The sequence below is a fragment of the Curtobacterium sp. B18 genome, from assembly GCF_000333375.1.
GTDB lineage: Bacteria > Actinomycetota > Actinomycetes > Actinomycetales > Microbacteriaceae > Curtobacterium.
This window is the reverse complement of sequence record NZ_BACZ01000256.1, coordinates 1-13,656: the sequence shown is the minus strand read 5'-3', so window position 1 is coordinate 13,656 and position 13,656 is coordinate 1. Positions and strand designations below refer to the sequence as shown.

The 13,656-nt window shown below is 73.0% G+C and carries 9 protein-coding genes and 1 tRNA gene; 3 read left to right on the top strand and 7 right to left on the bottom strand.

Annotated elements, in window-relative coordinates:
• The first annotated feature begins 43 nt into the window (after positions 1-43).
• The gene (locus I5E_RS06505; protein ID WP_022906276.1) at positions 44-646 is read left to right on the top strand and encodes a GNAT family N-acetyltransferase; all 603 of its coding nucleotides are present in this window, start codon (positions 44-46) and stop codon (positions 644-646) included.
• A 150-nt stretch (positions 647-796) separates the two neighbouring features.
• Here I5E_RS06505 and I5E_RS06500 read toward each other — a convergent pair whose 3' ends face one another.
• From I5E_RS06500 to I5E_RS06480, 5 genes are all read right to left on the bottom strand, one after another.
• Positions 797-2,704, bottom strand: coding sequence for a DUF7402 domain-containing protein (locus I5E_RS06500; protein ID WP_022906275.1), 1,908 nt, complete (start codon positions 2,702-2,704; stop codon positions 797-799).
• Positions 2,705-2,751: 47 nt separating this feature from the next.
• Positions 2,752-3,726, bottom strand: a complete 975-nt coding sequence (locus tag I5E_RS06495) for a glycosyltransferase family 2 protein (RefSeq protein ID WP_022906274.1) — start codon at positions 3,724-3,726, stop codon at positions 2,752-2,754.
• The gene (locus I5E_RS06490; RefSeq protein ID WP_022906273.1) at positions 3,723-4,553 is read right to left on the bottom strand and encodes a glycosyltransferase family 2 protein; all 831 of its coding nucleotides are present in this window, start codon (positions 4,551-4,553) and stop codon (positions 3,723-3,725) included. The genes I5E_RS06495 and I5E_RS06490 overlap by 4 nt, the downstream gene beginning before the upstream one ends.
• 274 nt (positions 4,554-4,827) lie before the next feature.
• Positions 4,828-7,542, bottom strand: a complete 2,715-nt coding sequence (locus I5E_RS06485; protein WP_022906272.1) for an alpha/beta fold hydrolase — start codon at positions 7,540-7,542, stop codon at positions 4,828-4,830.
• Between the two features lie 236 nt (positions 7,543-7,778).
• Entirely contained in the window at positions 7,779-9,125 is a 1,347-nt protein-coding gene (locus I5E_RS06480) for a glycosyltransferase family 2 protein (RefSeq protein WP_022906271.1), read from the bottom strand.
• 294 nt (positions 9,126-9,419) lie between these two features.
• On the opposite strand from I5E_RS06480, the gene I5E_RS06475 reads away from it, so the two are divergent.
• Complete coding sequence (locus tag I5E_RS06475; protein ID WP_022906270.1) at positions 9,420-11,600, top strand: hypothetical protein; 2,181 nt, start codon at positions 9,420-9,422, stop codon at positions 11,598-11,600.
• Positions 11,590-12,474, top strand: a complete 885-nt coding sequence (locus I5E_RS06470; RefSeq protein WP_083857896.1) for a glycoside hydrolase family 16 protein — start codon at positions 11,590-11,592, stop codon at positions 12,472-12,474. Before I5E_RS06475 ends, I5E_RS06470 begins: the two co-directional genes overlap by 11 nt.
• Positions 12,475-12,674: 200 nt before the next feature.
• Here I5E_RS06470 and I5E_RS06465 read toward each other — a convergent pair.
• Positions 12,675-12,746: transfer RNA gene (locus tag I5E_RS06465), tRNA-Gln, on the bottom strand.
• Between the two features lie 44 nt (positions 12,747-12,790).
• Positions 12,791-13,656, bottom strand: an 866-nt coding sequence (locus I5E_RS06460; protein WP_022906268.1) for an NAD(P)/FAD-dependent oxidoreductase, incomplete at its 5' end; no start/stop codon positions are given.

The following is a 13,656-nucleotide window of genomic DNA, read 5'->3' as shown; positions in this document are numbered from 1 at the left end:
CCGAGCAGGTCCACTGAGCCAGACGATGTGAGAGAGTTCGCCCATGACGTCGGAATGGGACGGGGTGGGTGCTGCGCAGGCGTACGGGGCGACCCTGCTCGAAGGGGACCTCGTGCGGTTCCGTGCCCTGGACGATGCCGACCTCCCCGACCTGGTGCGCTGGTGGCGCGATCCCGCGTGGGCGGTGCTCCAGCAGATCATCGTCCGTCCCGGCCCAGCGGACTCGGTCACTGAGATGTTCCGCAACTGGAGCAAGAGCGAACGCAGCGGTGACGTCGGCTTCAGCGTCGTCGACCGCACCTCGGACACGCTCGTGGGGCACGTGACACTCTTCGGCGCGACGCTCCCGGTCCGCGCCGCGACCCTCGCGGTCATGATCGGCAGCGAGCACGCTGGACACGGCTACGGCACGGACGCTGTCCGCCTCCTCACCGACTACGGCTTCCGTGAGATGGGACTGAACCGGATCGAGATCCAGGTGCACGCGTTCAACGACCGAGCACGCGCCGTGTACGCCAAGGTCGGCTACCACGTCGAAGGCGTGCGTCGCGAAGCGACCTTCCACGACGGCCGCTTCCACGACGAGGTCATCATGTCCGCACTGGCACGTGACTGGTCGAGCGAGCCATCCGGCACGACGCCCTAGACACCGCACCGCACGGACGGAAGGTCCTGTCGCGTCGGCAGTGGTGCTCCCGTGGCACGACTGACCGTTCCGGTTCACGATCGTCGGTGATCACGAACCGGAACGGTCACAGAGCCGGCAGGAAACCGCCGCCCCGGTCCGCACGGGTGGTCAGCCGGCGAAGGCCCGGACCTCGGCGAGACCGACGTTGCGGGTGCTCGCCGACACCCCGGTGACCGTGAAGCGGACCCAGGTGACGTTCCGCGCGGCGAAGTCCACCGTGAGCGGCGACGCGTCGTTCGGGAGCGTCCCCACGGGCACCTGACTCCCGTCGGAGAACGTCAGCGTGCCGCTGGTGACCTGGTCGTCGCCGTTCGGGCGGTCGTACAGGACGACGCGGCTCAGCGCCTTCGACGAGGTCCAGTCCAGCTGCAGCCAGACGCCGGTCGTGCCCCAGGGCGCGACCCACTCGGCCGAGGTGTTGTCCGGGTACCCGCTGACGATCCCGTCGATGGCCTTCGCGGCGGTCTGTCCGGTCGAGGCGTCGTCCCAGGCCGCGGTCGCGGTTGCCGAACCGGTGACGTCGGTCGGACCGGTCGGGGTCGGGGTCGGGGTCGGGGTCGGGGTCGGCGTGGGCGTGGGCGTCGGGGTGGGCGTGGGCGTCGGCGTCGGCGTCCCTGTCCCCGGTGCGAACGCCCGGATCTCGGCGAGCCCGACGTTGCGCGTCGTCTGGCTGACAGCGGTCACGGTGAACTTCACCCAGCTGACCTCGCGCGACGAGAACGTGACGCGGGTGAACGCGCCGCCGTTGTCGAGCGTCGGCACCGCCACGCTGCTGCCGTCGGAGAACGTCAGCGTCCCCGCGGTGACCTGGTCATCGGCGTTCGGACGGTCCGACAGGTCGACGGCCCCGAGCGTGACCGGGCTCGACCATGCGAGCTGGAGCCACGAACCGGTCCCGCCGCCGCGCGTCGCCCACTCGGCGGTCGGCGCGTCGGGGTAGCCGCTCGCGACGCCGTCCACGGCCTTCGCGGCGGTCTGTCCGTCCGCCGGGTTCTCGCTGCTCGCCGTGACGGCGGCACCGGCGGTCACGTCCGCGCCGACCGAGCCGCCCGACCCGGTCCCCGGGTCGGTGGGGGTCTGGGTGCCGACGGTGTACTCGCGGCTGAGCCACGATCCCTCCGGCCGCGAGGAGCAGGCCGCGACCGACGCGCACGTCTCGGCGTCGTGGGCGGAGTAGGCGAAGAACGCGTTCCCCTTCGCCTGCGTCTGCGCGGCGGTGAGGTTCGAGGGCTTGTTCGCGATCGGGTACCCCATGTACCCCGTGAGCGTGCTGGCGGTGGTCAGCTGCTGCTGCGCGGTCTTGGTGAGGTACGCGACCGTGTGGTGGTCGCTGTGGTCCCCGTCGCCGTAGGTGCCGACGTGGTCCAGCGTGTGCACCTCCTGCGGCGCGTACCCGTTCATCAGGGCGAGGACGGTCGCCTGGAGCTGCGCGAGCGTGTAGCTGGTCGGGTAGTTCGCGCCCGACACGGTGCTCATGCTCGTGATCGACCGCTGGTACAGCTTCTGCAGGCTCTGGTACCGGGTCGCGGCGAAGCCGGAGCCGTCGATGTTGCCGTCCGGCAGCTGCAGGTACACCAGGCTGAGCCGCGGGGCCGCGGTGAGGGTCCGCGTCACGACGGTCTTGCCGCCGGCGCTCACCGATCCCGACGTCCACGCGTTCGCCACGCCCGCGAGGTTCGCGTACGCGGCCTCGAGGCCCGTCTGACGGCCCTTCCAGTAGGTCGCGGACTTGCCGGCGTCGCCGGCCGTCACGATGACCGAGCGGACGCACTTGCCCGCGTCGATGTCCTTCCGGAGCTCCGTCCCCTCGAAGAGCAGGTCGTCGTCGGCGTGCGCGACGACGGTGAGGACGCGACCGGCGCTGCAGTCCGCGGTGGTCGCCGCGCCGGCGCTCGACGAGGCGACGAGACTCGGCGCCGACACGGCGCCGCCCATCACGACCGCGGCCGCGACCGCGAGGGCCACCTTCCAACGGCGTCGGATGGTGGCACTCGGGGTCGTGGCGTCTCGCGGCATCTCGGTCTTCTGTACGGGTGGTGGGTGGTCGGTCCGGTGGTGACCGGTCAGGGGGTGTGGACGGGCTGCTGCGCGGGCGCGGCGACCGGCGCGGGGGCCCGGACGACGACGGTGCCGAAGACCCGGCCGACGGCGTAGCCGAAGACGGTCGAGACCGCCGAGGTCACGATCGCCAGGGCACGCAGCCCGCCGCCGCGGCCGAGGGCGCCGAGTTCCCGGAGCACGGCTCCCGGCAGCACCCGGGTGAGGTACGTCGACTCGCTGGAGAGCGAGTCACGCGCACCGACACGGCGGCTGAGGACGGCCTTGGAGATGCCCTCGTAGTAGCTCCGGCGACGCAGGTACCGCATCGTGACCCGGTCCGGGGAGACCCGGTGCGACACGTTCGAGCGCGGCTCGAAGCGGATCCGGGCTCCGGGACGGATCCGGGCGATGCGGATGCAGAGCTCGGTCTCCTCGCACCCCAGCGGGTGGTTGCCGACACGGCCGATGCCGGAGCGGAAGCCGCCCGCGGCGAGCACGACGTCGCGGTGGAAGGCCATGCTCGACCCGATGACGTTGCGGACGTCCGCGGACTCGGTGGGGAGGCCGGCGTAGCTGCAGCCGACGATCCAGAGCAGCTCGTCCGGGTACGGACCGGCACCGGTGGCGGTCGGCCACGACGGCGTCGCACGCCCACCGACGCCGACGACGTCCGGCAGCTCGAGCGCCTCGACGAGGTGCATGAGCCAGTCCGGGTCGGCGGTCGCGTCGTCGTCCAGGAAGGCGACGACGTCGGCGTCGGCCAGGGCGACACCCGTGTTGCGTGCGCCCGAGAGACCACGGTCCTCGGTGTTCTCGACGACGCGGAGTTCCGGCCACCGGGCGGCGGCACGGCGGAACAGCTCCGGCTCGTGGTCGATCACGACGATCACCTCGGTCGCGTCCGGCTGTCGCTTCGCCGACTCGACCGCGTCCTGCAGGTCACCCCAGCGCTGCTGCGTGTAGGCGCAGATGACGACGGCGACCGTCGCGACGCTCACGCCGCTTCCTCGTCCATCGCCGGCACGGCGGCCGGGACCACGAGGCCCGAGACCGGGGTCGGCATGAGGCGCATGCGGGCCTTCGCCTCGCGGGCGCGGCGACGCTCGTGCATGATCGACTTCAGGACGCGGATGCCGTCGCTGACCGCGTTCAGGTTGCTGGTGCCGTGCACGCGGAGCTTCTCGTGGCTCGGCACCTCGGTGATCGCGAACTCCGCGGCGGACCAGCGGCAGGTCAGGATCGTCTCGATCTCGAAGCCGTCGCCCCAGCGCATCGAGCCGTCGGTCGGCTGCGGGAGCGTCGACGACAGGAGCCCGATGGTCGGCAGGGTGTCGGCCCAGAAGGCGTTGTAGCCGTAGCAGAGGTCCGTGTAGCGCGCGCGGAGCAGCACGTTGGAGATCATGTTGAGCCCCTTGTTGCCGAGGCCGCGGATGATCGTGATGTCGTCGCTGCCGCCACCGGGCGCGTAGCGGGACCCCTTGGCGACGTCCGCGCCGTCCACGAGGGCCTGCACGAAGCGGGGGATCTCGGCGGCGTCGGCGGAGCAGTCCGCGTCGAACATGACGACGACGTCGCCCGTCACGGCCTCGAAGCCGCAGGCGAGCGCGTTGCCCTTGCCCTTGCGCGTCTGCTGCACGACCTTGATCGTCGGCATGAGGCGCTGGGCGGTGGCGATGGTGTCGTCCACCGAGTTGCCGTCGACGAGGATGACCTCGTACACGGGCGGGAGCTGCGGGAGGATGATCTCGAGGTTTCGGGCCTCGTTCCTCGCGGGGATGACGACCGAGACGCGGGGGTCTCGGGGTCGGGCGGTGCTGGCGGACATGGTGCTCCTGTCGGGTTCAGGCTGCATGCGGAAGTGGTCGAGGGAGGACCCGGCGCTGGGTGGGCGTCGGAACGGGGGTACACCGTTCCCTGGGCTTGGACCAACCATCGTCCGGCCTGAGGGGCTGGTCAATGCGGGTCGGCAGGGGTTGCGGACCCCCGAGTGCGGATACGGAAACCCGCAAGGCACGGTCGGTGGGTGTGTCGGGACGCACGAGTGCCCTGGAGGCGCGGGGCGGGCCCGCCCCGCGCCTCCAGGGCCCGTGCTGGTCACGTCAGGGACGCGACGCGTGCGTCGTGAAGGCGTCGCGCAGTGCCGTCGCCAGCTCGGCGACGTGCGGCTCGCGGAGGAGCGAGCTGTGCTCGCTCTCGATGCGCACCGTGGTGGTGTCCCCGCGGAGCACGTCGCTCCAGCCGTCGACGTCCGGGTTGCCGTCGGCCAGCACGAAGGTGGCCGCGCCGTCGTAGGGCGTCGGGGTGTGCCGCCTGGTCACGATCGTGGCCTGGTCGAAGAGCGCGTCGAAGTCCTTCTGACCGCCGTAGCGGAGGACGCCGGCACCGTACGCGCGGACGCGCTTGGCGAACTCCTCGCCCACCGGCACCCCGGCGGGCAGGATCCGCTTCGCCGCTCGGTCGAGGCCGCGCTTGAGGGCCCGGAGCGCCGGGTTCCGGACCGGGCTCTCCGCCATCCGGCCGAAGTGCAGCTGGGCCTGCTCGCTGCTGCTGCGGGGCAGGTAGGTGTCGAGGATCGCGACGTGCTCGACGCGTTCGCCGCCCTCGGTGAGGAGCCTCGCGACCTCGAGGGCGACGAGCCCGCCGAGCGAGTGCCCGACGAGCAGGTACGGGCCGCGGGGCTGCACGATGCGCATGAGCTCGACGGTGCGCCTGGCGGTGCGCTGGATGCTCCAGTCCGGGATCGCCCGGCGTTCGAGTCCGTGCTGCTGGAACGCGTAGACGTCGTGCTCCGGCAGGTACCGGGACAGCGGCAGGAACGTCAGCCCGAGGGCACCGGCGCCGCTCAGGCAGAACACCGGCGGGCGTCCGGGCTCGCGTGCCTCGGAGACCTTGACGACGTCGGGGTGGCTCGGCAGGGACTTCGAGCCGGTGCGCACCCGCCTGGCGAAGGCGCGCAGCGTGGGCTGCTCGAGGAGCTCGGACGCGCGGAGGTCCACGCCGAGCCGGGTCTGCACGATCGCGAGCATCTCCTCGGCCGAGAGCGAGTCGCCGCCGAGCGCGGTGAAGTCCTCGTCGAGGTGCACACCGCGGAGTCCGAGCACCTCGGCCCAGATCTGTCCGACGACGAGCTCCCACTGGTCGTACTCCCCCTCGACCATCTCGACCTCGAGCGACGGCGCACCGGGCAGCTTCGCCCGGTCGACCTTGCCGCGCTCGTTGCGGGGCAGCTCGGGCATGGGGACGATCGCCGCGGGCACCATGTACTCGGGCAGCTTCGCCCGCAGGGCACGGCGGAGCGCGGCCGGCGCCGGGGTGCGTCGACCGGGACGGCCCACGACGTAGGCGACGAGCCGGGTGACGGCGGGCGGGTCGACGAGCGCGGTGACCACGACGTCGTGGACGTCGTCGACGGCGCGGAGCGCGGCCTCGACCTCGCTCGGCTCGACGAGGTAGCCGCGCACCTTCACCGCGTCGTCGTCGCGACCGAGCAGGACGAGGCAACCGTCCTCGTCGAGGCGGGCCAGGTCGCCCTGCCGCCACAGCGGGGTGCCGTCCACGTCGACGGAGAGGTGCTCGGCCGTCTTCTCGGGCGCGCCCCAGTAGCCAGCGGTCATGCCGTCGGCGACGACGACCAGCTGGCCGGTCTCCCCCGCCGCGGCCGCCGAGCCGTCCTCACGCAGGACGCGCGCGGTCTTGCCGGGCGACGTGTAGCCGGCCGGCACCACACCGGTCGGGACCTCGTCGTCCGGGCCGACCGAGAAGTACGACACGGCACCCATCTCGCTCGAGCCGAAGCCGTTCCAGATGACCGTGTGGGCGCCGAGGACCGGTCGGGCGGCGTGGACGTCGGTGCCGGTGATGGGCTCGCCGACCGTCATGATCAGCCGGAGCCCGGCGAGCGCCGGGTGCAGGTCCGCGCCGCGGTCGCGGACGGTCGAGACGACCGAGCGGAGCAGGTGCGGCGTGCAGACGACCGCGGTGACGTGCTCGGCGGCCATGCCCTCGAGGAGCCGTTCGGTCCCGAGGTCCCGTGCGTCCAGGAGCACGGCGGCGGCCCCGCTCAGCAGGCTGTCGAGCGTGGTGAGGATGCCGGCGGCGAAGGACAGCGGCAGCACCACGCCCACGTGGTCGCCGGGGCGGTAGGCGGCGCTCCAGGCGCTCTGCTCGACGTTCCGCAGGAACTGCCGGTGCGTCATCGCGACGCCCTTCGGCAGGCCGGTCGAGCCCGAGGTGAACACGATCGCGGCGGGGTCGGTGCCACCGGGGCGGGACGACGCCGCACGGTCGGTGCCGGTCGCGCGCTGCTCGGTGCTCGTCGCGATGAGGGCGTCGAGGTCGTGCACGGTGCCGTCCGGGCCGAGGACCGCCGCGGCGAGGTCCGTTCGGGTGGCGTCGGCGAGCACCTCGCCGATGCCCGCGAGCGTGACGACGTGCTGCAGACGCGCCTCCGGGAGGTGGTCGTCGAGCACGACGATCGTCCGCCCGGCCGCGACCAGCGCGAGCATCCCGACGACGGTCTCGGTCGTGTGCCCGGCCATGATGCCGACCGGGACCGAGGCCCCGGTGCGCTCGGGTCCGACGCCGGCTCCGGTCCGGTCGTCGGGGCGGAGCACGTCGCCGAGCCGCGCAGCGAGCGCTCGGACGGTGCGGTCCGTCTCGGCGAAGGTTCGGGCGGTCCCGGCACCAGCGAGCGCCGGGGCGTCGGGGAACGCGGCGACGACACGGGTCCACCGGTCGAGGAGCGAGTGGTCGTCGGACGCCGGGACGGCCGGTTCGACCGTGCGGTGGCGTGCTGTCGGGTGTGTCGGACGCATTGCTTCTCCCCTTGGTCGTGCGGGCCGGTGGTGCGCTGGTGCGCGAGTGCGGCGCTGGTGGTGCGCTGCTGCGGCACTGGTGGTGCGCAGGTGTGGCGCTGGTGCTCGCCGCGTCGGTCGCTCCCGAGGACGGTAAGCCGACCGTGCCCCCGCGATCGAGGGTCCGGCGACGGCCGTGCGGGGATCCTGCGGTTTGGCGCATCCTCGCGATCCGCCGTGGATCTCCCGTGACGGGCCTATCGATCTGCTGTGCGCTCCCGTGCGCGGACGGTGCGGCGCGAGCGGGCGTACCGGAGGACACCGCGGCCGACGGCGAGGAGCTCGACCCACCGCATCCGCCCGACTTCGCGGAGGAAGGCAGCGTCGTCGAGCGGCGCGGTCACGGCCTCGGTGGCGGCCGGCGCCGGGGCCTCGACCTGGGCCGTGGTCGGTTCGGCCGCGGTCCCGGTGAGCAGGTGGCGTACGGCCCGCGGAGCCCGCTGCAGTGCCATGCCGAGCGTGTGCGGGTGCAGGGCGATCTTCGTCAGCCAGGCGCCGAGACCGGTGCCGTAGCCCTCCGCCTGCTTCCGGAGCGCGGGGAGGTCCGCCCGGTGCCGGTGCCACACCAGCGCCGCGGGCTCGACGACGAGCGCGGCGCCCGAGAGCACCACGCGGGCGAACATGTCGATGTCCTCGCCACCGCCCGTGACCGTGCCGACGCCGAGCGCCTCGTCGAAGCCGCCGAGCTCGGTGATGGCCGACCGGCGCATCGCGAAGTTCGCACCCGTGCCGTAGTCACCCACCGCGAACGGGAAGAGCGGCCTATCCGCGGGCGGCGCCGACAGCCGGTGCACGCGGGGCTCGAGGTTGCGCGACCACGTCACGCGTTCGTCGAAGTACCGCTGGGTGGGGGTCCGGAGCTCGCCGCTGGCGACGAGTCCGCTGACGCACACGACGTCGTCGCCCCGGGAGAAGCCGGAGGCGACGGCGCGGAGCCACGACCGGTCGACCACGACGTCGTCGTCGGTGAACGCGACGATCTCGTACCGCGCCGCGCGGACACCGGCGTTCCGTGCGCTCGACAGCCCGGGGACGGGTTCCCGCACGTACCGGACGCGCTCGTCGTCGAGGGCGTCGACCAGCAGGCGGGTCGACTCGTCCGACGGGGCGTTGTCGACGATGACGACCTCGAAGTCGGGGTGGTCGAGCGCGAGCAGCGAGTCGAGGGCCGCGCCGAGCTGGTCGGCTCGGTCACGGGTGCAGAGGACGACGGAGGTGCTCGGCAGGCGGACCGGGATCGGCGGCTGCGGCACGGCCGGCAGCGCGGCGACCGCGGCGCGGAGGGCGGCGACGTCGAGTGTGCCGTCGGAGACGGGCAGGTCGACGAAGCCGAGCGGGGCCACGCCGTCGCGGACGAGGAGCCGGGCCGATCGGTGGCCGGCGGCGTCGTCGAGCAGCACCGTGCCGGCGTCGTCCCCGGGGACCTCGGCGAGGTCGACGGCACCGACCCACACGGCACCGGTCCACGTGGGGTCGGCGGCGCTCGACATCGGGCGGGCGAGCTCGACGCGGGGCGGGAGCGAGCGCTGGATGGTGTCGGTCATGGGAGAGCCTGTCTGGTGTCGGGGACGTGCACGGTCACAGCCGGCCACCACCACCGTCGCCGCGGGGACGACGGGGGTCAACGGCCGGGCGGAACCGTGCGGTTTCTCCTCGCGCCGCGGCCGCGACGCGTGCGTGATCCCGCAATGCCGCAGGGCCTCCGCACTTCCCGTCCACTGCTCTCCCGGGTGGCCGCCGGCCGCGGTTAGCGTCGTCAACACCCGCAGGCCGGAGCACGTCGCCGGCCCAGACCCGAAGGGACGCTCGATGCGTCAGTCGATCGCGGTGGTCGATCAGTGACCGCCACCACGACCCCCACCCGGATGTCGATCCGCCACGGATCCCGTGTGCTCCCGACCTCACCGGTGCCGTCCCTCGTCGCGGCGGGACTCGGGTTCGCCGCCGCCGCCCTCATCGCCGCCGACGCGACCGGTCCGCTCCGCACCGCCGTCGTGCTCGTCGCGCTCCTGGTCGTGCCGGGCCTGCCCGTCGTCCGGCTGCTCGGACTCCGCGAGCCGATCGGCCGCGCCGGTCTCGTCGTCGCGACGAGTGCGGCGATCGACGCGGTCCTCGGGCTCGTGATGGTCTGGACCGGGCAGTGGGTCCCGCTGCCCGCGGCCGGACTGCTCCTGCTCGTCGCCGGCTGGGTGTCGCTCGGCCAGGGCGTCCAGGTCGCGCGCACCGTCCGCCGGCCGGACCGCGTGCGGGCGGCCCTGCCGACCGCGGTCCTCGTCCGCACCGTCGCCGCGTCCGGCGTCCTCGTCACCGGCGCCGCGCTCTGGGCGGTGGGTGTCGCGCAGACGGACTCGACCGCGCTCGGCGAGTGGGGCCTCCTGACCGCCCTGCCGGCCGCCTGGTGGGCCGGTGCCGCCCTGGTGTTCCTCGTGGCGCTCGTGACCATGCTGGACCGGCGCCACCACGTGGTGGTCCGCACCGTGTCCTCCGGCGTCCTGCTGCTCGTCATGTACGGCACGTCCAACCTCATCGCCGCCGAGCCCCGTCCCCCGTGGGTGTTCAAGCACATCGCGGTGACGGCGTACATCCTGCAGCACGGCGCCGTCGACCCGTCCATCGACATCTACAACCGCTGGCCCGGGTTCTTCAGCGTGAGCGCGTTCCTCGGCGCCGCCACCGGCACCCTCGACGCCGCCGACCCGGTGCGCTGGACCGAACTCGCGTTCGCCCTCGCCGACGGCGCGCTCGTCCTCGGGATCGCCCGGGCGCTGGGCGCGCGGGGACGCTGGGCCTTCGTCGCCGCGGTCCTCTTCAGTGCCGCGAACTGGGTCGGCCAGGACTACTACTCGCCGCAGGCGTTCGCGTTCTTCCTGTTCCTCGCGGCGGTCCTCGTCGCGCTCACCGTCCTCCGCGGCACGCCGAACGCCGTCGGGCGCTGGACCGCGACCGTCACCGGCAGGCTGCTCCGCGCGCGCCGCGCACCCGTCGCCGTGGCGGTCGCGACGCCGACGCGTGCGGCGACCGTGGCGGCGGTGGCCCTCGTCGTCGTCCTGCAGTTCGTGATCACCGCATCGCACCAGCTCACCCCGTTCGTCGTCGTCGCCGCGTTCGTCCCGCTCCTCGTCCTCGGGTACCTCCGCCCCTGGTGGCTGGCGGTCCCGCTGACGCTCCTGCCCCTGCTGTACCTCGTCCCGAACCTCGACTACATCCAGGAGAAGTTCGGACTGACCACCGGCTTCGACCCGGTGAGCAACGTCACCGCCGCGTCGACGTCGATCGCGATCCCCTCGATCGCGACGACCCTGCAGTCCCGCGCCGTCCTCGGCATCACGGCGCTCGTCGCGGTGTGCGCCCTGGTCGGCCTCGTCCGGCTGGTCCGCGGCGGGCACGCCCGACGTGCCCTCGTCCTGCTGTGGCTCGCGGCCTGCCCGGTGGTGCTCGTCCTCGGACAGAGCTACGGCGGCGAGGCGAAGTTCCGCGTCGTGCTGTTCTCCGCGCCGTTCCTCGCGATCGCTGCCGTGCACGCCTTCCACGGCCGGCGGCTCCGGGTCGCCGCCGCGGCACTCGTGCTCACCGTGACCACGGCACTGTTCCTCGGCGCCACGTTCCAGACCGAGCAGGCGAACCAGACCGCACCGGCCGACGTGGCTGCGGCGAACTGGCTCGACGGCCGGTTCCAGGCGGACGACACGCTGACCACGGTCGGCAGCTTCCCGTCGATCATCGGCGGGAACTACGAGAACTACCTCCGACACTGGGGGCAGGTCGACTCGCTGCAGAGCGAGGCCGCCTGGTTCCCGAAGGGCATGACGGCGGACGACCTCGACGGCGTCCTGCAGGACCGCGACCAGGGCGGGCACGCCTGGTTGGTGTTCTCGGCGGCGCAGCGTGCCGACGCCATCACCCGCGGGACGCTCACCGGCGCGCAGATCGACGCGATCGAGCGGTCCGTCGCCGACGAGGGGACGCTCCGGTACGACCGGGACGGTGTCCGGATCTACGAGGTCCGCGATGCAGCATGAGCCCGGGGCACGGCACCGCGACCCCAGCCGGCGGACCTTCCTGCGACGCGGCGTGACGATCGCCGGCGTCCTCGGGGTCGCCGCCGTCGCCGGGACCACCGCCGTCGTGCTCCCCACACGCGCCGGCCAGGGGTCAGCGCGTGCCGAGACGATGCCGACCGGCGCCGTCGAATCAGAGGGCACCCGGTGGATCCCCTACCTGGCGCAGGACTTCGACCTCGACGCCGCGCTCGGCGACCTGCTCGCGGTCTACCCGAAGATGGCGGAGTACAGCGGGATGCGCGACACGTCGGGCAAGGGGCTCTACGCACCCGACCAGGTGGTGTCCGTGCACGACTCGGTGCTCGACTTCCACCTCCGCAGCAGCGGATCGCAGCCCCTCGTGGCGACCGTGCTGCCGGCCGGCTACCGGGCGTACACGCACCAGCGCGTCTCGATCCGTTACCGCGCGGACGAGGTGCCCGGGTACAAGTTCGTCATGATCCTGTGGCCGCTGTCGGGCGACTGGAACGAGGGCGAGATCGACTGGCCCGAGGGCGACCTCACCGGCGACGTCCGACCGGTGTCCGCGATCCCCGGCAGCTACGACGCCGAGACGCAGGCGATGACGTTCCTGCCGGAGGACCCGACCGTGGTCCCCGGCGGACAGACCGACTGGCACGTCGCGACCGTCGAGTGGACCGCCGACGCGGTGCGCTTCTACTGGGACGACGAGCTGCTCGAGACGGTCACGGGCGCCGTGCCCACGACCCCGATGCGCGTGACGCTGCAGGCCGAGACGATCATCCACGACGCCGATGTCCCCGAGGACGCCTCCGGCCACGTGCTCGTGGACTGGGTCGTCGCCTACCGCCAGAGCCGAGCCCGTTCGTGAACTGATCCGGCGCTCCGACGCGTTCGGGCGTCGGGTCCGGCGTGTCCGGGCGTCGGGTCCGGCGTGTCCGGGCGTCGGGTCCGGCGTGTCCGGGCGTCGGGTCCGGCGTGTCCGGGCGTCCGCCGGCGTGTCGCACGGATCGCATGCACCAGGAACGGAACAAGCCCCCGGGATCATCCCGAGGGCTTGTTGCACGAGTGCTGGGGTACCTGGACTCGAACCAAGAACGACGGTACCAGAAACCGCTGTGTTGCCAATTACACCATACCCCAAAGGCCCGGAGGCCTTCGGTCCCGGTTGCCCGGGGCACGATCAACTACTGTACAGCATCTCGGAGGTCCGTGAGACCACCCACGAGATCTCGGTGCACCGCGGCGGCCGTGACCGCCCCGTGGCCGGCCGCGACGATGAGCTGCTCCGGTCCGGGTGGCGTCACGTCACCCACGGCGTAGACGCCCGGCACGCTGGTCCGACCGCTGCGGTCGACGATGACGAGCCCTTCGGCGTCGCGGTCGAGGTCGGCGTCGACCCAGTCCAGGTCGGCGTGCCACCGGGGCCGGACGAACCCACCCGTGCGCGGCTCCACGTGGCCGTCAGCGAGGCGAACGCCCGTCATCCCGGACCGGTCCCCCTCGAGGTCCGCCACGGCCCGCTCGTCGACGCGCACGCCCGCGGCGGCCAGGCGCGCACGGCCGGCGTCGTCGAGCGTCGCGACGCCGTTCGTGTAGACGACCAGGTCGTCCGCCCACGCCGCGATGAGCAGCGCGCGGTCGACGACGTCGTCCGTCTCGCAGATGAACGCCAACGGCTCGGCGGCCTTCTCGTACCCGTCGCACTCGACACAGCTGTGCACCGCCGTCCCGTAGAAGGCACGGAGCATCGGCAGCGCGGGGAACTCCTCGCGGAGACCGGTCGCGATCACGACGGCCCGGGCGGACGCCTCGACCTCGGTACCGCGGAAGGCGCCGTGCACGAGCCAGCGATCGCCGTCCGGGACGACCCGGTCGACGACCGTCTGCACGACGGTCGCCTCGGGGTAGGACTCGACCTCGGTGCGCCCGAGCTTGCGGAGCTCGAGCGGCGAGATGCCGTCCCGCGTCAGGAAGCCGTGCGACCGCAGCGTGGCGGCGTTCCGAGGCCGGTTGGCGTCGACGAGCAGCACGGTCCGCTCGCGCGACGAGG